Raw genomic sequence first — 24,484 nt, 5'->3', positions numbered from 1 at the left:
CGTCCAGCAGACCACATTCCCAACAGTGATTCAATCAGTGATTGAGATCGCTGTGGTGAGGGACCAGAAGTCCGCGTAGCGGCCGTCCCGCCCGAGTAGCTCCTCGTGGGTGCCCTGTGCCACGATCCGCCCGTCGTCGAGGAACGCGACGCGGTCCGCGCGCTGGACCGCGCGCAGCCGGTGCGCCACCATCACCACGGTCCGGCCGGCCGCCAGGCGTTCGACGCCCTCGTGGACCGCCGCCTCGTTCGCCGGGTCCAGGGCCGAGGTGACCTCGTCCAGCAACACGATCGGCGCGTCCCTCAGCAACGCCCGGGCGATCGACACCCGCTGGCGTTCCCCGCCCGACAGCAGCGCGCCGCCCTCGCCGACGGTCGTCGACCAGCCATCTGGCAGTCGGTCGACCACCTCGTCCAGCCGGGCCGCGGTCGCCGCCGCGCGGACCGCCTCGTCGTCGGCGTCCGGGCGGCCGAGGCGCACGTTCTCCTCGATGGTCCCGTCGAACAGGTACACGTCCTGGAACACGAACGCGATCCTCGACATCAGGTCCTCGGCGGCCATGGCGCGCACGTCCACGCCACCCACGCGCACCGCGCCCGAGGACACGTCGTGGAACCGCGCCACCAAAGCCAGCAGCGTGCTCTTGCCCGCGCCGGACGGGCCGACCACCGCCAGCCGCTGTCCTTCCCGCACGGTCAGCGACACGTCCTCGAGCGCACGGAAGCCGACCGCGTCGAACTCCAGGTCGTGCCGCGACGGGCGCACCGGCGACGGCGGTGCCGGCAGCGGCTCGGTGCGCAGCACCGCGTCCAGCCGTGTCAGTTCGGCACGGGCGCCGCGCAGCTTGCCCGCGATGTCGGTCAGCGACAGCAACGGGTCCGCGCAGCGGGCGGCCAGCACCAGGATCGCGACGACCTCGGCGCCGCCGATGTGCCCGCCGAGCGCCAGGTACGCGCCCAGCACCAGCAACCCGGTGAACATCGCCTGCACCACGAACGCCAGCCCCACCGCGCCCGGCAGCGCCGACACGACCGTCCGGCGCGACGCCCGACGCAGGTCGCGCAGCGCGTCGTCGAGCAGGCGGAACCGTTCCGTCGTCCGGCCGCCCGCCCGCAGCACCGGCTGGGCCCGCAGGTACTCGATCACCCGGCCGGTCGCCTCGTGCTCGCGTTCTGCGCGTGCCGCGTCGGCGGCGGACGTCGACCGGCTCGTCCACACCTGGATCGCCGCGACCACCGGGGCGGCCGCCAGTGCGGCGAGGCCCATCCGCCAGTCGTGGGCGAGCATCACGACGACGATCGTCAACGGGGTCACGCACGCGGCGATGAACGGCGCCAGCAGGTGCGCGATCACGCCCATCGCGTTCAGGACGCCGCTGCCCGCGAGCACCGACAGCTCCCCGACCCGCGCCGGGCTGTACCAGCCGATCGGCAGCCGGGCCAGGTGGTCGCCGAAGCGGTGGAACATGCCGTGCAGCAACGTCGTTCCCGCGCGGAATCCGGCCAGGTCGCTGACGTAACGCAACACGGCGTACCCGGCTACCGCGGCGCCGAACGCGATCAACGGCGGCCACGCGTCGCCCGGTGTGCTGCCGAGCAGCGCCCGCAGCACCGGCACGAGCAGCGCGTACGACAGCCCCTCGACGATCGCGGTCGTGGTCATCAGTGCGACGGTGCGGCGCACCGGTCCCGCGTACTCGTGGCCCAGTACGCGCAGCAGCATGCGGATCATCGGACGTCGCCTCCTGCGTGGGATCGCCAGAACGCGGCGAACCTCCCGTCTCGTGCCAGCAGTTCGGCAGGTCTGCCGCGCTCGGCGATCACGCCGTCCGCCAGCACCACGACGGTGTCGGCGTCGGCGACGGTCTCCAACCGGTGCGCGATGACGAGGATCGTCCGGTCGCCCCCGAGCGTCGCGAGTGCCCGGCGCACCGCGTGTTCGGTCCGCGGGTCGGCGAACGCCGTCGCCTCGTCGAGCACCAGCACCGGGGTGTCGGCGAGCAGCGCGCGTGCGAGGGAGATCCGCTGCGCCTCGCCACCCGAGAGCGTGATGTCGTCGCCGAGCACCGTGTCGTAGCCGTGCGGCAGCTCAAGGATCCGGTCGTGGATCTGTGCGAGCCGGGCCGCCCGGACCACGTCGTCGTGGCCGGCCCGCGGCACCGCCAGTGCGATGTTGTCGGCGACCGACGCGCGCAGCAGTCGCACGTCCTGGAACACGAACGACACCAGCCGGTGCAGCTGCCCGCCGCCCATCGAGCGCAGGTCGGCACCGCCGATCGAGACCGAGCCGTGCGTGGGGTCGAAGAACCGCGGGAGCAGCCGGACCAGTGTGGACTTCCCGCTGCCCGACGGGCCGACGACCGCGGTGACCGTGCCCGGTTCGAGCACCAGGTCGACACCGCGCAGCACCTCGTGCCCTTCGTCGTAGCCGAACCGGACGTCCCGCAGCTCCACCCGGTGGCCCTCGGGTGTGACGGGGTGCGCCGGCTCCGGCAGCGGCGGAACGTCGAGCACCGCCCGGATCCGGCCGACCGCGCGCCGGGCCGCCTGCAGGTCGTCGAACCCGTGGCCGAGCGCGGCGACCGGCGCGGTGAGGCCGAGCCCCAGCAGCAGGAAGGGCAGCAGGTCGGCGGGGGCCAAGCCACCACCGGTGATCAGCGCCGCGCCGCCGACGAGCACGACCAGCAGCACGAACGGAGGCGACAGCGCCAGCTGCATCGCCGCCGCGACCGGCGCCAGTCCGGTCACCCAGCGGTAGAAGGTGCGCACGAAGTCGTCCACGGCCGTGACGAACCGGCCGTGTGCGCGTCCGGCGCCGCCGAACGCCTTGACCACCGCGATGCCCTGCACGAACTCGACGACCGAGTCGGCGATCCGGCCCATCGCCGCGTCGAACTCCTCCTGCTCACGCAGCCGCACGGGCCGCAGCAGCAAGGGCACCGCGGCGACGGCCAGCACCACCGGGACGAGCGTGATCAGCGTGAGCCGCCAGTCGATCGTGACCAGGTAGGCCAGCGACACCAGCGGCACCACGAACGCGGCGACCAGCTCACCGGGGGAGTGGGCGATGAACGGGTGCACGGCGCCCACGTCCTCGCCGACCACCTTCGCCAGCTCGCCGGTCCGGCGCTGGGAGAACCAGCCGATCGGTACGCGCCCGAGCCGGGTCGCCAGCTCTCTGCGGAACGCCAGCTGGATCCGGTCGTCGAGGAGGTGCCCCACGCCCGACGACGCGGTCGTGAACAGCAGCCGCACGAACAGGCCGAGCGCACCCGCGACGACCGCGAACCAGACGCGTCCGTGGTCGACCGGGCCGGGCACCAGCAGCGCCCGGCCCAGTTCGACCACGGCGATGAGCGGCGCCAACCCCGCGACGGCGCCGATCACCTGCAGGACGACCACGGTCGCGAAACCGGGCAGGTGCGGGCGGAGCAACCCGGCCCGGTCAGACATCGCCGCACATCGCCTGGGTGTGGAGGGCGGGGAGCGCCTCGTCGAGGGGGCTCGGCCTGCGCCAGCGCACGAGGTTCACCGCGGCCGCCATCCGGCGCGAGCCGTCCTCGCGGATCATCGCCGTGGCCCCGGCGCCCCACACCGTGCCGTCGCTGACCCACACGGTCCGGCCGTCGGGGAGCGTGGACCGCCGCAGGCCGAGGCCGTAGTCGATCTTCTCGCCCACCTGGCTGATCACGGGTGCGGTCCGCCGCATCTGCGCGAGCGACGCCGCCGTCACGACCTCGCCGCCGAACAGCAGCCCCATGAACCGGTTGAGGTCCGCGAGGGTCGACACCAGCGAGGCGGCGGGCCCCGCCCACGACATGTCGTAGACGCTGTAGTCCTGCGGCGGGTCGATCACCCCGAACAGCGCCTCGTACATGCGGGGGCGTGGCTGGCCGATCTCCGGTCCCTCCGGGAACCAGGTGTGTTCGAGTCCGGCGCGCTCGATGACGTCACGGGTGACGTACTCCTCGGCGCCGACGCCGGTGACCGCCGCCAGCAGCTGCCCGACGAGCAGGTAGTTCGTGTTGGAGTAGGTGCCCGGGGTGCCGCCGGGCTCGTTCCCGGCGGGGGCCGCGAGCCCCAGTTCGATCAGTTCGGCCGGGTCGCACCGCCGGAACCGGTGCTGGTCGATGCTCGCCGCCGAGACCTCGCGGCTCGTGGGCAGCCCGCGCAGCGACGGGAACGCGTAGGGGAGGTACTCGGCGAACCCGCTGGTGTGGTTCATCAGCATGCGCACCGTGACGACATCGCCGCGTACCAGCTTCGGCAGGTAGCGGGAGACCGGCGCGTCGAGGTCGATCTTGCCCCGCTCCACCTGCCGCATGACCGCGGCGCAGACGAACGTCTTGGTGACGCTGCCGACGCGCAGCCGCAGGTCGGTCGTCATGGGCCGGCCGGTCTCGAGGTCGGCGACCCCGGCGGCGCCGCGCCACACCTGCTCACCGTCGCGGACCTCCACGGCGACACCGGGCATCCCCGCGTGGTGGACGGCGTCCAGAGCGGCTCTCAGCATGGCCGCCTCACCCGGCCAGACCGCGGCGCAGGGCCGCGCCCAGCTCGGCGAGCTGCCGCTGCGACACCTCGGCGGACACGATGGCCTGCGACCCGTGGAACGTGCCCGCCCACTGGTGCAGCTCGACCGACACCCCCGCGCGGAGCATGCGCACCGCGTACTCGATGTCCTCGTCGCGGTTCGGGCACAGCTCCGCCGTGCCGACGTACGCGGGCGGCAGACCGGACAGGTCCTCGGCGCGGGCCGGTGCCGCGTACGGCGTGGCCGGAGCGCCGCCGAGGTAGTGCCGCCACGCCGCGGCGACCTTGTCGCGGTTCATCCACGGCGTGTCGATGGCGTTCCGCGCCGACCAGGACTCCTGCCGGTCGTCGAGCCCCGGCTGGTTGAGCAGCTGGAAGCAGATCCGCGGGCCCTGCTCGTCGCGGGCCTTCAACGCCACACCGGCGGCGAGCCCGCCGCCCGCGCTGTGCCCGCCGACGGCGACGCGTTCCGGGTCGACACCCAGCTCTGCAGCGTGGTCGACGGCCCAGCTCAGCACCGCGTAGGCGTCGTCGAACGCGGCCGGGAACGGGTTCTCGGGTGCCAGGCGGTAGCCGACGGAGATGACGACCGCGCCCGACAGGTCCGCGAGCCGCGCGGCCCACGGGTGTTCGGTGTCCACGGTGCCCATGACGAAACCGCCGCCGTGCAGCCAGACGATGGCGCCGTGCGCCTCCTGTGGCCGGTAGATCCGTACCGGCACCGCCGGGTCGGCGGGCACCATGACGTCCTCGACCGTCATGCCCGACACGTCCGGGGCGGGCACGGAGACGGCCAGCCCGGCCAACATCTCGCGCGAGCTGACCGGGTCGGCCAGATCGGCCTTCGGGAACAGCGGGACGAACGCTTCGAGTTCCGGATCCATGCCGACCATCCTGGCGACCGCCGCCGTCGAGGTCGTCCGCCACGCGTCGCGCATGCCGGCCGGTTCGCGCACCGATCGTCGCTATCCTGCGGACATGGAGGCACTGGCCGAGCGGTTGTCGCAGCTGGACACACACGTCGAGGGCGCGCTCCGGGTGGTGATGTTCTACGACACGCTCATGCGCAGGCGGGTGGACCTGCCGGCGCTGGCGCGGTCGTCGGCCGGTCTCGCGGAGTGCGTGGTGGGTCTCCGCCTGCACGGCACCGGCCGCGTGATCCGCTACTCGCCACACGGCACGGCGGCGACCGACCCGCCGAGGACGCCGTCCCTGACGGTGCCGATCACGCTCGACGACGAGGAGATCGGCACCGCGTGGCTGGAACGACCGGACGCGTGCGGTCTGCTCGACGAGGTGGTGCTGGACCGGCTCGCCATCGCGGCGGCCGCGGTCGTCGAGCGGTACGGCCCGGCCCGCACCACGATGGCCGACCCGGCGCTGGTCGAACTGGCGATCAGCGGCGACAGCGACGAGGCGGCGCGCCACCGGGCGTTGCGGCTGCTCGGGTTCGCCGCCGACCTCCCGATCCGCGTGGCGGCCGTGCGGGCGGACCTGCCCCTCGACCAGGTCGGCGGCCTGATCTGCCCCGGCCGCCCGGTGAAGGCGGCGCCACTGGCCGACGTCGGCGTCATCCTGGCCACCACGATGGACCCGGCGCGGTTCCCGGCGGGGGTGCGGGCGGGCATCGGCGTCGCGGCCAGCCCCGACCGCTCGTGGCAGGAGGCGCGCACCGCGTTGCGGTTCGCCACCGCACGCCAGCCGGTCGTCGAGTACGAACGGCTGGGCGCCCTGGCGTTGCTGGCACACGTGCCCCCGGAAACCGTCCGCGGCAACGCCGACGTGGCGGCGATCGGCCGCCTGACCGGGAACGACCTCGACACGCTCGACGCCTACTGCGCGACCGGCTCGCTGCGCCGCGCCGCGGACCTGCTGCACCTGCACCACACGAGCGTCGCCCGTCGGCTCGAACAGGTCGGGCAGTCGCTGGGGATCGAGCTGACCGGGCCCGCGGGCCTGACCCGGGCGCGGCTCGCCCTCACCGCGTGGCGGCTGCACGAGCGGGTGTCTTGACGCCGCACCCGTCCTGTTGTCAACATCTACGCAGACGTTGACGATCGGAGTCGTGATGGGTGTGCTCAGCGGCAAGGCGGCCATCGTGACCGGGGCCGGTCGAGGGCTCGGCCGCGCCTACGCGCTGGACCTGGCCGCGGCGGGCGCGTCGGTGGTGGTCAACGACGTCGACGAGGCCGAGGCGCGGGCCGTGGTCGACGACATCACCGCCGCGGGTGGGGTCGCGGTCGCCAGCGGGCACGACGTGAGCGACCCCGAGGCCGTCGACGCGTTGGTCGCCCGCTGCGTGGCGGCGTTCGGCAGGCTCGACGGCCTGGTCAACAACGCGGGGCTGTACCACGAGGCGCGGCCGTGGGACGAGACTCCGCACGCCATGCGCCGGGCGGTGCTGGTGAACGTGCTCGGCGCGCTGCAGTGCCAGGCCGCGGCGAGTGCGGTCATGCGGGACGGTGGCGGCGGCGCGATCGTCAACGCATCCTCCGGTGGCATGTTCGGGTTTCCGAGCGTGTCGACGTACGCCGCGACCAAGGGCGCCCTGGCCGCGCTCACCTACAGCTCGGCGCTCGACCTGGAGGCGGCGGGCATCCGCGTCAACGCGATCTCGCCGATGGCGCTGACCCGGATGACGGCGCACGCACTCGGCCGCGACCTCGCGCCGTCCACACAGGACGCACCGCCGCTCGCCGGGATCGAGGACAAGGCCCCCGAGTCGGTGGCGCCGCTCGTGACGTTCCTGCTCAGCGACCTCGCCGAGGGCATCACCGGCCAGTTCCTCCGCTTCGACGGGCGACGCGTGTCCGTGGTGACCACGAACGCGTTCGCCGACCACCCGCACGTGACCGCCGCCGGGTGGACCCCGGCGTCACTGGCCGACGCGTTCGCCGGTCCGCTCGCGCGGCACCTGCAGCCCTACGGCGTCGAACGCCGGCTGCCGCCACGCGTGCGCGCCTGACCGGGTCAGCCGCCCGCCATCGAACCCACCACCAGGAACGGTTCGGAGCCGTCCGCCACGCGGGCGGGCAGCGGCTTGCCGGGCGGGTCGTGCGAGAGGTCCTCCTCGCACGCGAAGTACCGGACGAAGGCCCGCCTGCGGCCGGTCGCGGTGTCGCGGATGGTGCCGCGCAGCACGGGATAGCGCGTCTCCAGCGCCGTGAGCACCGTGGCCGTCGTGACCTCCTCGTCGACGTCGACGCGCACCTCGCCGTCGACGCCCGCGAGACGCCGCAGGTGGGTGGGCAGCTTGACGCGCACACTCACAACGTCTGCACCTCCACCGACAGCACGGCGGGCAGGTGGCTCACGATCGGGGACCACGTGTCGCCCGCGTCCGGGGAGCAGAAGACCTGGCCGCCGGTGGTGCCGAAGTAGATGCCGCAGTCGTCCAGGCGATCGATGGCCATGGCGTCCCGCAGGACGTTGACGTAGCAGTTCTCCTGCGGCAGGCCCTTCGTGAGCGGCTCCCACTCGTCGCCGCCGGTGCGGGACCGGTACACGCGCAGGCGGCCCTCCGGCGGGTAGTGCTCGGAGTCGCTGGTGATCGGGACGACGTAGACGGTGTCCGGTTCGTGGGCGTGCACCCCGATCGGGAACCCGAAGTCGGTCGGCAGGTCACCGCTGATCTCCCGCCAGTTCTCGCCCGCGTCGTCGGAACGCATCACGTCCCAGTGCTTCTGCATGAACAGCGTGTCCGGCCGCGACGGGTGCATGGCGAGCCGGTGCACGCAGTGGCCGACCTCGGCGTCGGGGTCGGGGATGCCGTCGGAGACCAGGCCGCGGTTGATCGCCTGCCAGGTCTTCGCGCCGTCGTCGGTGCGGAACGCGCCCGCGGCCGAGATCGCGATGAACAGCCGCTGCGGGTCGGTCGGGTGCTGGAGGATCGTGTGCAGGCACAGCCCGCCCGCGCCCGGCCCCCACGACGGCCCCGTGCCGTGCGCGCGCAGGCCGGGCAGCTCGTGCCAGCTGCCGCCGCCGTCGGTGGTGCGGAAGAACCCGGCGTCCTCGATGCCCGCGTACACGAGGTCCGGGTCGGACAGGGACGGTTCGAGGTGCCACACCCGCTTGAACTCCCACGGCACCTGGGTCCCGTCGTAGTACTGGTGCGTGCCGGGGTCGCCGTCGTAGTCGAAGTCCTTGCCCATCGGCCGCCACGTCGTGCCGCCGTCGTCGGAGCGCTGGATGAGCTGGCCGAACCACGCCGTGTTCTGCGACGCGTAGAGGCGGTCGGGATCCACGGGCGAGCCCGCCACGTGGTAGACCTCCCAGCCACCGAAGTGGGGACCGGAGACGTTCCACTCCTTGCGGGTGCTGTCCGAGGTCAGCACGAAGGCCCCCTTGCGGGTGCCGACGAGCACGCGAACGCCGGTCATGACTTCCTCCTGAGGTCGGGTCGTCGTTGACACGCGCGAGTGTCGCACCGCCCACCGACAAAAACAGAGACGAGACGCGGACCGACACGATCGGGGTACGCACGGTCGCCGGAACCAGCCTGGCGGCCACGCCCCGCCGGTACGCCCGAACGGGTGGCGCCCGTCGCCGACGTCGGCTTCGAGGGCGGGTGATCCCCCTGGTGCGCGGCCGGTGGCCACGGTAGAACCGGTGTATGGCCGATCCGCACACGGCGGTGCTGCGTGAGGTGCTCGTGCGCTACCTCGACGCGTGGACACCGTCTGTGCTGCGGTCGCACCGCCGCGCCACCTACGTCGAGGCGGGCCGCGACGACTCGGCCGCGTTGCGGGTCTTCGGCGAGTTCGCCGACCGGCTCGCCGGGCACGAACTGGACGTCGTGCTGCTTTCCGCGGGCACGACGCCCGCGGAAACCCCGCCGGGGCTGTCGGTGCGGGCGGTCGACGATCCCGCCGACCTGACGGTGACCGGCCCGGTGCTGGCGCACGTCGACGCCACCGAGGGCGGTGTGCTCGACGAGCCGGCCGCGTGGCGGCTCGTCGACTCGCTGCCGCCGGGCAAGGGACGTGAGGTCCTGCTCGCGCTGCCACCGGCCACCGAGGAAGACGTGCGCGCCCACCGGGTATGGCTGCGGGACGCGGGCCTGGCGTACGCGGTCACCGTGGAACTCGCCGACGACGACGGGAACTCCCGGCTGCTGCTGTTCGCCACCGGCAGCGACAAACACCTCACGACGTTCAAGAACGAGCTGTGGGCCGCCGACGAGTTCGCGGGCATCCGCTACCGCGACCCCCGCGACGCCGAACACGCGCTCGTCGACATCTCGCTCACCCCGCAGCTGCTTCCGCTGCGCCGCGTACTCCTGGACGAGCTCGCCCGCCGGGGCAGCTGCACGGTCGCCGACCTGCAGCGGCACACCCTGCACGAGACGATCTACCGCCCCGCGGACACGATCGGCGTGCTGACGGCCGCGGCCTCGGCGGGCGCGATCAGCCGCGAACCCGCGAAAGGCCGCCTGACGCCGAAGACCGTCGTCCGGTCGGTGACGTGAAAAATCGGTTCCGCGCACCGTCCTGTTCCACTACTGTGCTGCCGATCACGCATCAGCGAGACGCACAGGGAGGCCGGCCGTGTTCCGTCACGACGCCGTTCTCCGTGCGCGGTTCGAGGTGATCCTGATCTCTCCGGGTCTCCGGAGCCGGCTGCGCGCCCGGTCCCGGACCCGGTGACGAACCCACGCTGACACCGTCCGTGTGCGGCTCGTCCCGCGCATCGCGCCGACCTTTTCCGGATCACCTGTGGAAGGCCATTCCGTGCGATCGCTGAACGCTGTCCGCAACCTCGGCATCCTCGCCCACGTCGACGCGGGCAAGACCACCATCACCGAACGGATCCTCTACGCGACGGGCACCACCCACAAACGCGGCGAGGTCCACGACGGGACGACCGTCACCGACTTCGACTCCCAGGAGCGGGACCGTGGCATCACCATCTTCGCCGCCGCGGTGAGCTGTGCCTGGGACGGCCACTGGCTCAACCTCATCGACACTCCCGGGCACGTCGACTTCTCCGACGAGGTCGAACGTTCGCTGCGGGTGCTCGACGGCGCGGTCGTGGTGTTCGACGCCGTCGCGGGTGTCGAGCCGCAGAGCGAGTCGGTGTGGCGGCAGGCCGACCGGCACGCCGTGCCGAGGATCGCGTTCGTCAACAAGATGGACCGCGCGGGCGCCGACCTGGACGCGGCCGTCGAATCGATCAGGCAACGGCTGCACCCGGTGCCGCTCGCGGTCCAGTTACCCATCGGAAGAGAGGACGGATTCATCGGTGTGGTCGACTTGCTGGAAATGCGTGCCGTGCGGTGGGTCGACGACTCGAAGGTCGAAGGACCCGTCCCGGACGCCTTGCTGGCCGAGGCACGGCGCCGGCGGCACGAGCTCGAAGAAGCGGTGGCGGAACGACATCCGGCCGCGATGGAGGAGTTCTGCGCCGAGGCTGCGGTCTCCTCGGCGACGTTGACGGCGGCACTGCGCGACCTGACCCTCCGCGGTGACGTCGTGGTCGTGCTGTGCGGTTCGGCCTACCGCAACCGCGGGATCGAGCCGTTGCTGACCGCCGTCGTCGAGTACCTGCCCTCGCCAGAGGACGTGCCCGGCGTCGACCCGGCGGCACCGTTCGCCGGGCTGGTGTTCAAGGTGGTCGCGACGGCGACGGGGCGGATGACCTATGTGCGCGTGTACTCCGGCACCCTCCACAAAGGAGAGACCGTTGTGGACGTCGGCGCGGACCGCCGGGAGCGGATCGCTCGCATCCTGCGGGTGCGGGCGGACCGGCACACCGAACTCGAGCACGCGACGGCCGGTGACATCGTCGCCGTGGTCGGCCCGAAGCACGCCCGCGTCGGCGCCAGCCTCTGCGCGCGGTCGGCCCCGGTCCTCCTCGAACCGCCGTCGGCCACCGAACCGGTGGTGTCCGTGGCGGTCGAGGTACGCAGGTCCGCCGACACCGAACGGTTCGCGGCGGCGCTGGCGCAGCTGGTCGAGGAGGACCCGTCGCTGACCGTCCGGAACGACGCGCAGACCGGGCAGACCGTGTTGTCCGGCATGGGAGAGCTGCACCTGGAGGTGGCCGTGGAGAAGATCCGTCGCAGCCGCGGCCTGGCGGTCGCGGTCGGCCGGCCCGAGGTGGCCTACCGGGAGACGGTCGCGTCCGGCGTGACCGGGTCGGTGTTCCGGCTCGTCAAGCAGGACGGCGGCCCCGGCCAGTTCGCCCACGTCGTGCTGGACGTCGCCCCGAGCGGACAGGACTTCGTGTTCCGGTCGACCGTTGTCGGCGGCCGGGTACCACGCGAGTACGTCCGCGCGGTGGAGGCCGGTTGCCGGGACGCGTTGTCCGAAGGCCCGCTCGGCGGTCACCCGGTGACCGGGCTGGAGGTCACGCTCACCGACGGGGCCACGCACCAGAACGACTCGTCGGAGATGGCGTTCCGCTCCGCGGGCAAGCTCGGGCTGCGGGAGGCGTTGCGCGCGTGCGCGATGACGTTGCTGGAACCGGTGTCCGAGGTCGCGGTCACCGTGCCGGAGGACGACATGGGCGGCGTGCTGGGTGACCTGGCCATGCGCCGGGGCAGGGTCACGGCGTCGACCGCACGCGGCGGCACGGTGACGATCACCGCGACGGTGCCGCTGGCCGAGCTGTTCGGGTATGCCGACCGCCTGCGCAGCCGGACCCACGGGCGGGGCACGTTCACCGCCCAGCCTGCCGGCTACGCCCCGGTCCCCGCGAAGGCGAAGGCCGGATGACGTCACGGGTGGCCCCGTCCGCACGGGCGGGGCCACCCACCACCGTCGTCTGGAGCGCGGCCTGGTTTTCCTAGACTGCGCACCACTCGAACGGGGGAGCGGCATGGCCGAGGGTGTCTCGCGAAGAACGGTGCTGCTGTCCGGTGGGGCGCTCGCGGCCCTGCTGGCGGGCGGGGTCCTCGCGGTGTCCAACGCCAGACGAACACCGGACACGCCGTCGTTCGCCACGCCCGACCTCGACGACCTGCCGGTGGCCGACGTTCCCGCACCGACCACGCGACCGGTGGCGGTCGTGTACTGCGCGGGGTGGGACGCGGCCGCACGTGTCCCCGTGTCGCCGATGTCCGAGGCGGTCGCCCGTGCCCAGGACACCGCGGGCGCGCAGTACGCCGTGGTGGCGTTCGTCGACGGGAAGGCACGGGCGGTCGTGGAGGTGTGCTGGTCCGCCCACCACGCCGAGCTGTGGAACGTCGACGACCGCGGCCGCCGGTACCGGGGTGTCGCGTACCGGCGGTGGCCGGACGAGCGGCTGCGGCTGTTCGAGGTCCGCAGCTGGCACTACCCGGAACCGGGCACGCCGGAGTTCGACGGCGACGAGCCGGCGTTCCGGGCGCGGGCGCTGTGGGACGGCGGCGAGATCGACCGGGTCGACATCTCGGTGGCTCGGGACGACGGCCTGCTGGAACTCGTACGGGAGGGCGCGGACTGGCCGGAACCGGTGCGTCCGGAGCAGAACATGGCCGTCCCCGCGGTCGGCGACTGGCCGACACTCGCCGGGACGACCGGTCCCGTCACCGTCCGGTCCGGTCCCGACGCCGTCCCGGACCGTTTTCCGTGGCGTCCGCCGCGACCGCTGCGGCCCCGCCACGTCACCGAGATGACCACCGAGGGCACGCGGTTCACCACGGAGGAGGGCGAGGTCCTCACCATCGAACGGGTCGGGGCGGGCACGATCCGCCTGCCCAGCGGGCGCCTGGTGGTCGCGGACCCGGGCTGGCTCGACGCGGACTCGGTGGCGCTCGCCGACGCGGTGCCACCCGGCGAGTACCCGGTGGACGTGTTCCGCGTCGACAAGTGGGGCAGCGTCGCGTGCCGGGTGCGGGTGACGGACGCACCGGTCGCGTCGTGGCACCTCGCGCTGCGCGACGGGGACGACGAACTGGCGCTCGGCGACGGCGAGTTCTACGGCAACCCGGTGGACACCGCCACCATCGGGCTCGTCGACGCCGACGGCGTCTCGGCCTACCAGGAGGCCGAGATCGAGGACGTGCTGAGCCGCGCGTCCGAGCGCGCCTACCGCACGATCTCGGACCCGGAGACCGGCACCGACCTCGTCGTCGTGGCCGGCTGGACCGACGGTGCGTACCCGACCTGGCTCGGCCGCACCGAGGACGGCGCCATCGCCTGCTTCGTCGTGGACTTCATGATCCCGGACGTGGACACCGGCACCCCCGGCTGATCACGGCGGGACTCACGGCCTCGTGCGCCGGTCGACGACCGCGGCCGCGACGATGGCGGCGCCGACGGCCAGCGCGGCCAGGGCGAGCGGGCTCGCGAGCGGTGCCGACAACGCGAGCGCGACGCCCGGGGCGAGGTGCCGGGAACGGCCGCGCCGCCACAGGTCGACCGTGGCGGTCACGAGCGTCACGACCGCGAGCGCCAGCACCGGGGTGAGCACCAGGGAGAAGATCGCGACGTAGCCGTGCGGGTCGTCGTCGGCCACCACGCTGTCGTCGCCGCTGACCAGCCGCACGACCCTGGTCACGGACCAGCCCGCGACGGCGAGCCCGGCGAGGAGCAGACCCCGCCGGGCCGCCATGGGAAGGGCACGCACGGCCGGTGCGCTCTCGTCGGCCATGCCCGCCACGGTAGTGAGCGGATCAGTCCCGCACGGCCAGTTCGCCGAGTTCGGACCAGTCCTGCTGCGGAACCGTGGCGTTGACGATGCGCGGGGTCTCCGCGAGGTGCGGCGGCAGCGTCTCCCGCGCGGCCGCGAAGTGCGCCGACCGGACGTGTTCGCCGCCCGCGTCGTCGTCGCGGAACGCCTCGACCAGCACGTACTCGTTCGGGTCGTCGACGCTGCGGGACCAGTCGAACCACAGGCACCCCGGCTCGGCCCTGGTGGCCTCGGTGAACTCGCGGGTGATCGCGGGCCAGTCGTCCGCGTGCTCCGGCAGGACGCGGAACTTGGCGGTGATGAAGATCATGACGCTCCTTCGGGACGGGGTTGGGCCGGACCGGGCTTCGACAATATGTCGCCGGCGAGACGTCGCGGGGCCGAGGTCCGCACCCGCGCCCGTGACGGCTGCCCTTAGGGTTGGATCTTGGTGGGACCCGACCGGGAGGGGTGTGGATGGCGAGCCAGTTCGGCCCGCTGCTGCGAGGGTTCCGGGTGCGGGCTGGGCTGACGCAGGAGGCGCTGGCCGAGCGGTCGGGTCTCGGCGTGCGCACCGTCCGGCGCCTGGAGACCGGCGACCACACCGACCCGCGCATGGGTACCGTCGACGCGCTGGCCGCCGCGCTCGGGCTCACCCCGGCCGAACGGGTCGACCTCCTCGCCGCCGCCGACAGGCACCCGCCGGTCGTCCCCGTCGAGCAGCCGCGGGCCGACCCGGTGCCCTCGGGGCGGCCCGATCCGCTCGCCGAGGCCGCCGACCGGCTCGCCTACGAACTGCGTGCCCGGCTGCGCCGCGAAGAGGAACAGCGGCAGATCCACGACCCCGTTCCGCTGCCGGTCCGCTGGACCGCCGCGCCCGGCGAGCTCATCGACTCCTGGCTCAACGTCCGGCGGGCCGGACCGGGGGAGTCGGCCGAGCCGGTGCCGCTGGCCGGCGAGCTGGACGACATCGTCGGCGTCTACCGGCGCATCCCCTCCGGGCGGTTGGTGGTGCTCGGCCGCGCGGGCTCCGGCAAGACGATCCTCACCATCCGCTTCGTGCTGGGCATGCTCGACGCGGCCACACCGGCCGACCCGGTGCCGGTGGTCTTCTCCGTCGGCTCGTGGCACCCGGCCACCACCCCGCTGCGGGACTGGCTGATCGCCCAGCTCCTGCGTGACCACCCGGGCCTCGCCGCGCCGGGCCCCGGCGGCGTCACGCTCGCCGCGGCACTCGTGGAGACCGGCCGGATCCTGCCCGTACTGGACGGATTCGACGAGATCGGGCACGGCCTGCACCGCGCCGCGCTCGCCGCGCTGAACACCACGACCCTGCCGCTGGTCGTGACCAGCCGGATCGACGAGTACCGCGCCGCGGTGGCGTCGACCGACGTGCTGACCTCGGCCGGTGCGGTCCTGCTCGGTGACCTGACGGCGGCCGACCTGGCTGACTACCTGCCTCGGACGACCCGCAAACGCCGGGAGACGGGCACGGCGTGGGAACCGGTGCTGGCCGGGGTCCGCGACCACCCGGACGGCGACCTCGCGGCCGTGCTGACCACGCCGCTGATGGTGAGCCTCGCGCGGACCGTCTACAGCGACACGCCCGACCACGACCCGGCCGAACTGCTGGACACCGGCCGTTTCCCCACCGCGGAGGCGATCGAGCGGCACCTGCTCGGCACGGTCGTGCCCGCGGCGTACCGGCAGCCGGGCGGACGCACCCACGACGTGGACCGGGTCGAGCACTGGCTCGGGTTCCTCGCCCACCACCTCGACCGGCTCGGCACCCACGACCTGGCGTGGTGGCAGCTCGGCAACCGGATGCCGGCGTGGCTGCGGATGATGGTGAGCGGGATGGTGCTGGCCCTGGCCGCCGGGATCCTGTCGGCGTGCGTGATCGGCCTCATCCACGCGTTCGGGGTCGGCTCACCGGACGCGGGACTGGGCAACGGGCTGTCCGCCGCGCTGGCCGCCGGGCCCATGGAGGGCCTCGCGGTGGGGCTGACCATCGGGCTCGCGCACGGTGCCGTGCTGGCGTTCGGCGGCACCGTCTTCGCCCCGTCGCGGGTGCGGCTCCAGCTGCGGGGCCGCAGCAGCTCGAGGACGATCTTCCTGCGACGGCTCGCGGTCGGGTGTGCGGTCGGGGCCGGGCTCGGCGCCGGCCTCGGCATCGCGAACGTGCTGGGCGCGACGTTCTGGATCGTGGGCCGCATCGGAACCTCGATCGACGCCACCGTGGGGTTCGGGCTGGCGTTCGGGCTCATCTGGGGCCTGTGCTGGGGCGTGCTGGCGAACTTCGAGGCGCCCGTGGACATCAGCACGGCGGTCAGCCCGGTGAACCTGCTCGGTGTGAACCGCCGCAACGTGGCCGTCCAGTCGGTGGTCTTCGGCCTGGTCACGTGCCTCGGCTACACGGCGACCGTCGCCGTGGTGCACGGGCCGCGGCTGGGGTTGCTGTACGGGTTGTCCTACGGGGTCGCGCTGGGGCTCGCGGTGGGGTTGTGCGTGGCGAGCCTCACCGCCTGGGGGACGTGGTTCCTGTTCGCGCGGGTGTGGCTGCCGCTGAACGGTCGCGTGCCGTGGTCGCTGCCCTCCTTCCTCGAAGACGCGTACCAGCGGGGTGTTCTGCGCAGGTCAGGGGCGGTGTACCAGTTCCGGCACGCGCGTCTGCAGGACCACCTGACGCGGTCGTTCCGCTCGCGCCGCGCTGGATGACCCCCACCCGGACTCGCATGGTCATGCATCACCATGCATAATGACTCTCGTGTCCAAAGTGCTCACCTCGCTCCCTGTCGGCGAACGCGTCGGCATCGCCTTCTCCGGCGGCCTCGACACCTCCGTAGCGGTCGCGTGGATGCGCGAGAAGGGTGCCGTGCCGTGCACCTACACCGCGAACATCGGCCAGTACGACGAGCCCGACATCGACTCCATCCCCGGGCGCGCCGCGGCGTACGGCGCCGAGCTGGGGCGGCTCGTCGACTGCCGGGCCGCGCTGGTCGAGGAAGGTCTCGCCGCGCTCGCGTGCGGTGCGTTCCACATCCGCTCCGGTGGCCGCGTCTACTTCAACACCACACCGCTGGGCCGCGCGGTCACGGGCACCCTGCTGGTACGCAGGATGCTCGAGGACGACGTCCAGATCTGGGGTGACGGGTCCACGTTCAAGGGCAACGACATCGAGCGGTTCTACCGCTACGGGCTGCTCGCGAACCCGTCGCTGCGGATCTACAAGCCGTGGCTCGACGCGGAGTTCGTCGGTGAGCTGGGCGGCCGCAAGGAGATGTCCGAGTGGCTGGAGAGCCGCGGCCTGCCCTACCGCGACAGCACCGAGAAGGCCTACTCCACCGACGCCAACATCTGGGGCGCCACCCACGAGGCGAAGTCGCTGGAACACCTCGACACCGGCATCGAGATCGTCGACCCGATCATGGGCGTCCGCTTCTGGGACGCCGAGGTCGAGATCCTGCCCGAGGACGTCACCATCGGCTTCGAACAGGGCAGGCCGGTCACGATCAACGGCCAGGAGTTCGACTCGGCCGTCGACCTGGTGATGACCGCCAACGCCATCGGCGGCCGCCACGGCATGGGCATGTCCGACCAGATCGAGAACCGTGTGATCGAGGCGAAGAGCCGCGGCATCTACGAAGCGCCGGGCATGGCGCTGCTGCACGCGGCGTACGAGCGCCTGGTGAACGCGATCCACAACGAGGACACCCTGTCGAGCTACCACCACGAGGGCAGGCGGCTGGGCAGGCTCATGTACGAGGGCCGCTGGCTGGACCCGCAGGCCCTGATGCTGCGTGAGGCGCTCCAGCGCTGGGTGGGCACCGCCGTCACCGGCGAGGTCACCCTGCGCCTGCGCCGCGGCGAGGACTACTCGATCATGGACACCACGGGCCCCGCGTTCAGCTACCACCCGGACAAGCTGTCCATGGAACGCACCGAGGACTCGGCCTTCGGTCCGGTGGACCGCATCGGCCAGCTCACCATGCGGAACCTGGACATCGCCGACTCGCGCGCCAAGCTGGAGCAGTACGCGGGCCTTGGCATGGTCGGCAGCGGACACCCGACGCTGATCGGCGCCGCCCAGGCCGCGTCGACGGGCCTGATCGGCGCGATGCCGGAAGGCGGCGCGGAGGTCATCGCGTCCCGCGGGAAGGTCGCGGAGGACGACGAGCTCCTCGACCACGCGGCCATGGAAGCGGGCAACGACTGACGGTTCAGGAAAGGAGGGCCGGGCGGCGGCGGATCGCGAACCACAACCCCGCCGCACCGGCCACCGCCAGCACCGCGTACACGGCGAGCAGGGCCGGGGGAGTGGTCCCGGTCAGCGTGTCGCCCAGCGCGACGGCCGCGGCCGTGCCGGGCAGGCTCCCGACCATGGTGCCCGCCAGGTACGGCCGCGCCCGCACGGACGACAACCCGCACGCGTAGTTCGTCGGCAGGAACGGGATCGCCGGGATGATCCGCAGCGACGCCACCGCCAGCCAGCCGCCGCCGGTCAGTCGTGCGTCCACGGCCCGCACCCGGTCCCGTTCCAGGTACCGCGCGACCAGCCGCCTGCCCACCGACCGCGCGAGCGCGAAGCTCCCCAGCGCGCTGACCGCGGTGGCCGTCAACGCCACCGCCACGCCGACCACCGGACCGAGCAACAGCCCGGACGCCAGCGAGAACACCGTCCGCGGAATGGGCACCATCGTGGCGACCACGTACGCGACGAACAGCAGTACGGGGGCGGCCCATCCCGCGCCCGAGACCCACGACCGCAGCTGTGCCGGGTCGGGCACGGGCAGCACGACGGCCGCGACCACCAACGCCGCGAGCAGCCCGACGGCCACCAAGATCCCCACTCGCGGCACCCGGCCAGTGTAGTCGGCCCAGCGCCCCGTCCACGCGACACTAGTGTCCCGAGTCGAAAGTTCGGCACGCTTCTCGGCGGCCCAGCTTCCCGCTGGCGGCGTTGCCGATCCACCCAAGTACAACCCGGTACGAGGGAGGATCGGCGCCTTGCCAGCGGAAACCTGGATCCGCCGATAAGCGCACCAACTTCCGACTCGGGACACTAGCGCGAGCGGGCCGCCACGAGCTTGGCGTACCGCGCACCGGCCGCGAGCAGCACCAGCCCGGCGACGAGGAACGCCGCCACCCGCGCCATGCCGTCCAACGAGGACAGGTCGAACAGGACGAGCTTGGCGAGCGCGGCGATCACCAGCGACAACCCGGCGACCCGCATGACGCCGGAGTCGATGCCACGCAGCAGGAGCACGAGGGCGCCGACGGTCCACGACACGGTGACGAGCACGTGCCCGAGCAGGAACCCGTCGCGGTCGGGGGAGATCAGCAGCCCGACGGCGACGAGCGCCGCGGTGGAACCGTAGAGGGCGACCAGCCCGGCGGGCACCCAGCCGTGCGGCGTGTGTTCCTCGGCGGAGAGCACCTCGAGCCGGAACCCGGCCCAGCACAGGACGATCACGGCCGCGGCGAGCACGACGCCGGTCAACCCCAGGGACACGGCGGTGCTGGTGTCGAGCACCCACGCGGGCGGCCGGGTGACGAGCGTCGGCCGGACCGGGTACGCGAGCGCGATGACGAACCCGATGAGGCCGAACAGCGCCGCCGGCGCGAGCGCGGCGGCGAGCCGGACGCGCACGGCGAGCACCGCGACGAGCAGCGCCTCGGCGAGGAATGCGATGGCGCGCGCGTCCCCGTCGAACGCGGTGGCGGTGGCCTGCACGATCGCGAGCGACCCGATGCCACCGGCGGACAGGGCGAAGACCGGTCGCATCGCCGTGCGGTGGCCCAGCGCCCAGACGCCGATGAGGAGCGCGCCGACGGCCGCGGGCAGGATCGTCGCGCCGGGGCGGGGGAGCAGCAACGCGGCGAGCATCCCGGGCACGGGCGCGAGGTAGAGGACGATGAGCGCGAACTCCTCGTCCGGCCTGCGCAGCGTGGTGGCGGTCGCGAGCAGGATGACGACCGCGCTGGTCACCCCGGCGAGGACCGCCGTGATGGTCGCGTCCGCCCCGATCTGTCCGGCGAGCCCCACGTTGACCACCGCCGCCACGACGGGCGGCACACCGGCGGCGAGCAGCAGCTGCCCCCACCGCTTGGCGAGCTGGACGGGCGTGGTGCCCGCCAGGAGCACGAGCAGGAAGCACAACAGCAAGGTGTCGAACCCGCCGGTGATCACGGGCGCCGACACCGCACAACACACGACGACGAACACCGCGAACAGCTGCGACCCCCACCGCCCGGCCAGCGCGACGCCACCGGCGGTCACCGCGAGCCCGGCGACGAGCCCACCCCACGCGGGGAGGAACCGGTAGAGCGAGGTCGCGGCCACGACGTCGAGGTAGAGGACGGCGACACCGGTCGCGGCGAGGGCGTAGGCCCCGGTGCGGGCGGCGGGTGTGCGGTGCAGGCGGGTGCCGATCCCGGCGAGCACGAACCCGAGACCGGCGCCGAGCAGCACCCGCGGCAGCGGGCCGAGATAGCCGCGCTGGATGGCGAGGATGAGGAGCAGCACGACCCCGGCGAGGGTGACCACGCCACCGGCCCAGGCGAGGATGCGGCTGCCGGCACCGTCGCGGCTGAGGCGCTCCCAGACCGTGGGGCCGGGGGGTGGCGGCGGCTGGTGCGGCGGATACCAGGGGGTCGGCTGGACGGCGGGCGAGCCGTGCGGACTCGGTGCGGGTTGGGGCCGCGGCACGGCGGGCGTGCTGAGCGGGCTCGGCGCCGGCTGGGGGTGCGGGGCCGTCGGCGTCGGACTCGGTCCTGGTTGGGGGTGCGAGGCGGCCGGGGTGACGGGTGCGGGCCTGGCGGCGGGCGCGTCGGCGACGTTGTCCTGTACCGCCGGTTCGACCTGCAAGGCGTGTAGTTCCGCGCCGATCTCGCGCAGGCGGGCGCCGACGTCGAGCAGTGCGTCGGCTAATCGGGGCAGGGATGCCGATATGTGGTCAGCCATGCGCCTCAGTACATCGTCCGCACCCCGGCCGCCGGATCCGTACGACTACTCAGCCCGACGTCACGATGCGGTCACCGCGCTCGGCGAAATGACGTCGTGCCAGCAGCAGCATCGCTCCCGCACCCACCAGGGCCAGCACCGACAACGCGACGAACGGCAGCGGCCGCGGTGAAGCACAGTGTGGTCACCGCCAGGTACGGCACCAGTACGGCCGCCGGGACGACCAGCGCCAGCGCGCACGCCACGCCCCACACCGCCCACAGCACACCGGACAGTGCCATCACACGCGTACGGGTCAGGGCCCGCACCATCCGCACCGCCGTCGTCTGACCCACGGCGAGCAGGATCGTGTTGCCCGCCAACAGCGGCCCCACGACCCAGTCCGGCGCCGGCAACCCCTCGGCCACGTACACCGGCAGCGCCAGCCCGAGGAACATGCCGCACAGCGCGAACACCGTGTTGGTCGCGATCAGCCCCAGGTAGGGCCGGTCGGCCAGCAGCACCCGGTACCCGCCGTCGGCACGGGCGGCCGGGCGGTCGTGGGTGACCCGCACCAGCAGCACCAGCAGTGCGGCGAGCAGGAACGTGACCGCGTTCGCCGCGACCGCGAGCCGGAACACCGTCGGCGTCCCGATGCCGAGCAGCAGCCCCGACGCCAGCCCGCCGACGCCGAGCCCGGCCGTCTGCGCCATGCCGACCAGGGCGAACCAGCGTTCGGGGGCCTTCCCGTCGCCGTCTCGTTCCGCCAGTTCCGCCACCAGCGAGAACACCGACGACCAGAACACGCGCTGGCCCGCCGCGGTGGCCGTCGCCGCCACCAGCGACGTCACCGGTCCGGTCACCGCGAGGTAGGCGGCGAACCCGGCCGCCTGCAGCAGGTGCGCGGCGACGACCACGGGTTTCGGGCCGAACCGGTCGACGAGGTGACCGGTGACGACCGGCATCGGAAGGCTCGCCGCGGCGGCGACGCTGAGCAGCACGCCGACCGTGGCCAGGTCGATCCTCGGGACCCGGGCGACGTACAGCAGGGACAGCGGCACGAACGTGCCCGTGCCCAGTGCGTCGACGGTCAGCGCCGCGAAGAACGGCACGTTGCGCCCGGCCATCTCGCCCCCCAGCAACTCGCGCGGCACTGGAGTATTCCCGGACGTCCCGGCACGCCCGCCGCCGGGTGGTGCACTATCTAGGGTGTGAGTCCCGAAGATCCGGAGCGGTTGTACGTCGCGTTGGGCCACAACCGCGGTGACTTCCAGTGGGATGCCCCTGCCAACCGCGCGTTGCTCGCCCAGCACCTGCTGTGGTGCCTTGACCAGCGCGAACGCGGGTGGTTGCTGCCCGGCCAGGTGCCCACGGACAACCTCACGATCTTCGCGACGACCTCGCGCGCGGAACTGGAACGGGGGCTGGACCTCGACCCGCTGGTGGTCGCCGGGGTGCGCCGGTACGCGATCACCGGCTGCCAGCACGCCGAACAGACGTGGGTCCCCCAGACACAGGACCCGCACTGGCTGCGGTCCTAGTCCCCGCCGAGACGCTCCACGAGCGCGTCCAGCACGGGCACCTGCCCCTTGACCAGCTTCTCCCGCGCGACCTCGACCGGCAGCCACTCGGCCCGGTCGACCTCGGGGAACTCCTGCGTCCGACCGGACCCGCGCGGCCACTCCAGCTCGAACGTGTTGGACCGGAACCCGGCGAGATCGAAGTCACCCTCGACGGCGAACGTGGTGACCGACTTCCCACCCGACTGCTTGACCGTGCCGAGGGGCACGACCTCCCCGTCCGGCGGCGCCGAGCCCATCTCCTCGGCGAACTCGCGACGCGCGGCGGCGAGCGGTTCCTCGCCGTCGGTGTACTCGCCCTTCGGGATCGACCACGCGCCCGCGTCCTTGCGCGCCCAGAACGGCCCGCCCATGTGTGCGATCAGCACCTCGAGCCCGTCCGCGCCGTGGCGGTACACGAGGAACGCGGCGCTGGTCTTCGGCATGCCGACACCCTAGGGCACCTGACCCGGCACGCCGACGCTCCGTGAGAGGGTCCAGCCATGACTGATCCACAACACCCGTACAGCGACGCGGTGGTCGCCAACGGGCTCGTGTTCGTGTCGGGGTCGCTGCCGCTCGCGGCGGACGGTTCCGTGGTGCCCGGGGGCCGTGCTGCCATGGACGCCGCGATGGCGCAGCTGGAGCAGCGCATGGCGACCGTCGGTGTGGGGCTCGCGGACGTCGTGAAGCTGACCTACTTCGTCACCGACATGGCGCTGCGCGACTTCGCGAACGAGCAGTACATCGAGCTGTGGAACGAGCCGAGGCCCGCGCGCACGGTGGTCGGCGTCGCCGAGCTGCCCCGCGGCGCCGTGGTCGAGATCGACGCGGTCGCCAGGGTCCGGTGACCGGGGCACGGTCCGCGTGGTGAGCCAGTAGCGTGGACCTCCACGTCTCGAAGGTTCCGCTGGGAGGATCGATGGCTGCACCGGGCGAGACCGGCGAGCAGGTCGGCGGTGTGCGGGAGGTCAAGTCGGCGGCGCGCACGCTGGAGCTGCTGGAGCTGCTGGCCGCGCGCCGCAACAAGCCCGCGCGTCTTCGTGAGCTTTCCGAGGCGCTCGGCATGCCGCGCAGCAGCTGCTACGCGGTCCTCCGCACGCTCACCAAGTACGGCTGGGTGCGCACCGACGCGTCCGGCACGCTGTACGGCATCGGCATCCGCGCCCTGCTCGCCGGCACGACGTACCTCGACACCGACCCGTACGTGCGGATCGCGAAGGCGGCGCTCGACCGGCTGGGTGAGCAGCTCGACGAGACCTTCCACCTCGGCAGGCTGTCCGGGGTCGACGTGGTGTACCTGGTGACCCGCGAGTCCGGGCAGTACCTGCGGGCCCACAGCCGCGTCGGCAGGCGCCTGCCCGCGTACTCGACCGCGCTGGGCAAGGCGCTGCTCGCCGAGCTGGACGGCCCTGACCTGCCCGAACACCTCCCGGCCGAGCTGGCGCCGCTCACCGAGCACACGATCACCGACCGCGTCACGCTCGTCGCCGACCTCGCGAAGGCCCGCGACCAGGGCCACGCGGTCGACCGCGAGGAGAACACCACCGGCGTGCAGTGCTTCGCCGTCCCACTGCGCTACGCCGAACCGTCGGCGGATGCCATCAGCTGCTCGGTCCCCCTCGCCCGCCTCACCCCGGCCCGGGAGAACGACATCGTCACCGCGCTGAAGCGAGCCAGAGACCAGATCGAACAAGAAGCAATGGCCCTGGAACTAGGCCAACTGGACCACTGACCCGCGAGTCGCGCGCCAGAACATAACGAGTTGTGTGTTTCTGGGCTAATGTCGCCCTGGCCGCAAAACACAAAACCGACTGAGCCCCCCGCCCCACCCCGAGGTGGTGGGCGGGGGCACCGGG

22 protein-coding genes are annotated in these 24,484 nt (G+C 72.9%); 10 read left to right on the top strand and 12 right to left on the bottom strand.

Translation table 11 applies throughout. The features are described from left to right. Positions 1-30: 30 nt before the first annotated feature. Genes ACIBVP_RS07230 through ACIBVP_RS07215 form a run of 4 tightly spaced genes read right to left on the bottom strand, consistent with a single transcriptional unit; the run spans position 31 to position 5,416 of the window. Positions 31-1,731 (bottom strand): ABC transporter ATP-binding protein, encoded by a 1,701-nt coding sequence (locus ACIBVP_RS07230; RefSeq protein ID WP_396105122.1) that lies wholly within the window; start codon positions 1,729-1,731, stop codon positions 31-33. After that, a complete protein-coding gene (locus ACIBVP_RS07225) occupies positions 1,728-3,452 on the bottom strand; it encodes an ABC transporter ATP-binding protein (RefSeq protein ID WP_396105121.1) in 1,725 nt (574 codons plus the stop codon). The genes ACIBVP_RS07230 and ACIBVP_RS07225 overlap by 4 nt, the downstream gene beginning before the upstream one ends. Further along, the gene (locus ACIBVP_RS07220) at positions 3,445-4,512 is read right to left on the bottom strand and encodes a serine hydrolase domain-containing protein (RefSeq protein WP_396105120.1); all 1,068 of its coding nucleotides are present in this window, start codon (positions 4,510-4,512) and stop codon (positions 3,445-3,447) included. Before ACIBVP_RS07220 ends, ACIBVP_RS07225 begins: the two co-directional genes overlap by 8 nt. A 7-nt stretch (positions 4,513-4,519) precedes the next feature. After that, complete coding sequence (locus tag ACIBVP_RS07215; protein WP_396105846.1) at positions 4,520-5,416, bottom strand: alpha/beta hydrolase; 897 nt, start codon at positions 5,414-5,416, stop codon at positions 4,520-4,522. A 94-nt stretch (positions 5,417-5,510) separates the two neighbouring features. Here ACIBVP_RS07215 and ACIBVP_RS07210 point away from each other — a divergent pair, with 94 nt between their 5' ends. Both ACIBVP_RS07210 and ACIBVP_RS07205 read left to right on the top strand, forming a co-directional pair. Continuing rightward, the gene (locus ACIBVP_RS07210; RefSeq protein WP_396105119.1) at positions 5,511-6,545 is read left to right on the top strand and encodes a PucR family transcriptional regulator; all 1,035 of its coding nucleotides are present in this window, start codon (positions 5,511-5,513) and stop codon (positions 6,543-6,545) included. A 55-nt stretch (positions 6,546-6,600) separates the two neighbouring features. After that, positions 6,601-7,497: an SDR family NAD(P)-dependent oxidoreductase gene (locus ACIBVP_RS07205; protein WP_396105118.1), complete on the top strand. Its 897-nt coding sequence runs from the start codon at positions 6,601-6,603 to the stop codon at positions 7,495-7,497. 5 nt (positions 7,498-7,502) lie between these two features. Here ACIBVP_RS07205 and ACIBVP_RS07200 read toward each other — a convergent pair whose 3' ends face one another. Both ACIBVP_RS07200 and ACIBVP_RS07195 read right to left on the bottom strand, forming a co-directional pair. Further along, entirely contained in the window at positions 7,503-7,802 is a 300-nt protein-coding gene (locus ACIBVP_RS07200; RefSeq protein WP_396105117.1) for a MoaD/ThiS family protein, read from the bottom strand. After that, positions 7,799-8,911, bottom strand: coding sequence for a WD40/YVTN/BNR-like repeat-containing protein (locus ACIBVP_RS07195; protein ID WP_396105116.1), 1,113 nt, complete (start codon positions 8,909-8,911; stop codon positions 7,799-7,801). The genes ACIBVP_RS07200 and ACIBVP_RS07195 overlap by 4 nt, the downstream gene beginning before the upstream one ends. Before the next feature lie 233 nt (positions 8,912-9,144). On the opposite strand from ACIBVP_RS07195, the gene ACIBVP_RS07190 reads away from it, so the two are divergent. The 3 genes from ACIBVP_RS07190 (at position 9,145) to ACIBVP_RS07180 (ending at position 13,706) form a co-directional block, all read left to right on the top strand. Then, entirely contained in the window at positions 9,145-9,999 is an 855-nt protein-coding gene (locus ACIBVP_RS07190) for a hypothetical protein (RefSeq protein WP_396105115.1), read from the top strand. Between the two features lie 262 nt (positions 10,000-10,261). Then, positions 10,262-12,247 (top strand): elongation factor G, encoded by a 1,986-nt coding sequence (gene fusA, locus ACIBVP_RS07185; protein WP_396105114.1) that lies wholly within the window; start codon positions 10,262-10,264, stop codon positions 12,245-12,247. Between the two features lie 103 nt (positions 12,248-12,350). After that, positions 12,351-13,706, top strand: coding sequence for a DUF4241 domain-containing protein (locus ACIBVP_RS07180; protein ID WP_396105113.1), 1,356 nt, complete (start codon positions 12,351-12,353; stop codon positions 13,704-13,706). Between the two features lie 12 nt (positions 13,707-13,718). Here the strand turns inward: ACIBVP_RS07180 and ACIBVP_RS07175 are convergent, their stop codons facing one another. Together ACIBVP_RS07175 and ACIBVP_RS07170 are read right to left on the bottom strand one after the other, a co-directional pair. After that, positions 13,719-14,105, bottom strand: a complete 387-nt coding sequence (locus tag ACIBVP_RS07175; RefSeq protein WP_396105112.1) for a hypothetical protein — start codon at positions 14,103-14,105, stop codon at positions 13,719-13,721. Between the two features lie 22 nt (positions 14,106-14,127). Beyond that, positions 14,128-14,454 carry a putative quinol monooxygenase gene (locus ACIBVP_RS07170; RefSeq protein WP_396105111.1) on the bottom strand — a complete coding sequence of 109 codons (327 nt, stop codon included), beginning with the start codon at positions 14,452-14,454 and terminating at the stop codon, positions 14,128-14,130. 146 nt (positions 14,455-14,600) lie between these two features. On the opposite strand from ACIBVP_RS07170, the gene ACIBVP_RS07165 reads away from it, so the two are divergent. Further along, positions 14,601-16,841 (top strand): helix-turn-helix domain-containing protein, encoded by a 2,241-nt coding sequence (locus ACIBVP_RS07165; protein ID WP_396105110.1) that lies wholly within the window; start codon positions 14,601-14,603, stop codon positions 16,839-16,841. Positions 16,842-16,890: 49 nt separating this feature from the next. Further along, positions 16,891-18,339, top strand: a complete 1,449-nt coding sequence (argG, locus tag ACIBVP_RS07160) for an argininosuccinate synthase (RefSeq protein ID WP_396105109.1) — start codon at positions 16,891-16,893, stop codon at positions 18,337-18,339. 4 nt (positions 18,340-18,343) lie between these two features. Here the strand turns inward: argG and ACIBVP_RS07155 are convergent, their stop codons facing one another. From ACIBVP_RS07155 to ACIBVP_RS07145, 3 genes are all read right to left on the bottom strand, one after another. Continuing rightward, a complete protein-coding gene (locus tag ACIBVP_RS07155; RefSeq protein ID WP_396105108.1) occupies positions 18,344-18,982 on the bottom strand; it encodes a TVP38/TMEM64 family protein in 639 nt (212 codons plus the stop codon). 203 nt (positions 18,983-19,185) lie between these two features. After that, on the bottom strand, positions 19,186-21,087 hold the full coding sequence (locus ACIBVP_RS07150) for a DUF2339 domain-containing protein (protein ID WP_396105107.1): 1,902 nt from the start codon (positions 21,085-21,087) through the stop codon (positions 19,186-19,188). A gap of 71 nt (positions 21,088-21,158) precedes the next feature. Continuing rightward, positions 21,159-22,220: an MFS transporter gene (locus ACIBVP_RS07145; RefSeq protein WP_396105106.1), complete on the bottom strand. Its 1,062-nt coding sequence runs from the start codon at positions 22,218-22,220 to the stop codon at positions 21,159-21,161. 57 nt (positions 22,221-22,277) lie between these two features. Here ACIBVP_RS07145 and ACIBVP_RS07140 point away from each other — a divergent pair, with 57 nt between their 5' ends. Next, on the top strand, positions 22,278-22,607 hold the full coding sequence (locus tag ACIBVP_RS07140; RefSeq protein WP_396105105.1) for a hypothetical protein: 330 nt from the start codon (positions 22,278-22,280) through the stop codon (positions 22,605-22,607). On the opposite strand, the gene ACIBVP_RS07135 is transcribed toward ACIBVP_RS07140, so the two are convergent. Then, positions 22,604-23,071: an NUDIX domain-containing protein gene (locus ACIBVP_RS07135; protein ID WP_396105104.1), complete on the bottom strand. Its 468-nt coding sequence runs from the start codon at positions 23,069-23,071 to the stop codon at positions 22,604-22,606. The two genes, ACIBVP_RS07140 and ACIBVP_RS07135, sit on opposite strands and share 4 nt — an antisense overlap. A gap of 57 nt (positions 23,072-23,128) precedes the next feature. On the opposite strand from ACIBVP_RS07135, the gene ACIBVP_RS07130 reads away from it, so the two are divergent. Both ACIBVP_RS07130 and ACIBVP_RS07125 read left to right on the top strand, forming a co-directional pair. Beyond that, positions 23,129-23,476, top strand: a complete 348-nt coding sequence (locus ACIBVP_RS07130; protein ID WP_396105103.1) for a RidA family protein — start codon at positions 23,129-23,131, stop codon at positions 23,474-23,476. A 71-nt stretch (positions 23,477-23,547) separates the two neighbouring features. Further along, complete coding sequence (locus ACIBVP_RS07125) at positions 23,548-24,360, top strand: IclR family transcriptional regulator (protein WP_396105102.1); 813 nt, start codon at positions 23,548-23,550, stop codon at positions 24,358-24,360. Positions 24,361-24,484: the final 124 nt, after the last annotated feature.

It is taken from the genome of Actinophytocola sp. NPDC049390 (genome assembly GCF_044466355.1).
Taxonomy (GTDB): Bacteria; Actinomycetota; Actinomycetes; order Mycobacteriales; family Pseudonocardiaceae; genus Actinophytocola.
The sequence above is the reverse complement of the archived record's forward strand: the minus strand, read 5'-3'. Positions and strand labels throughout refer to the sequence as shown.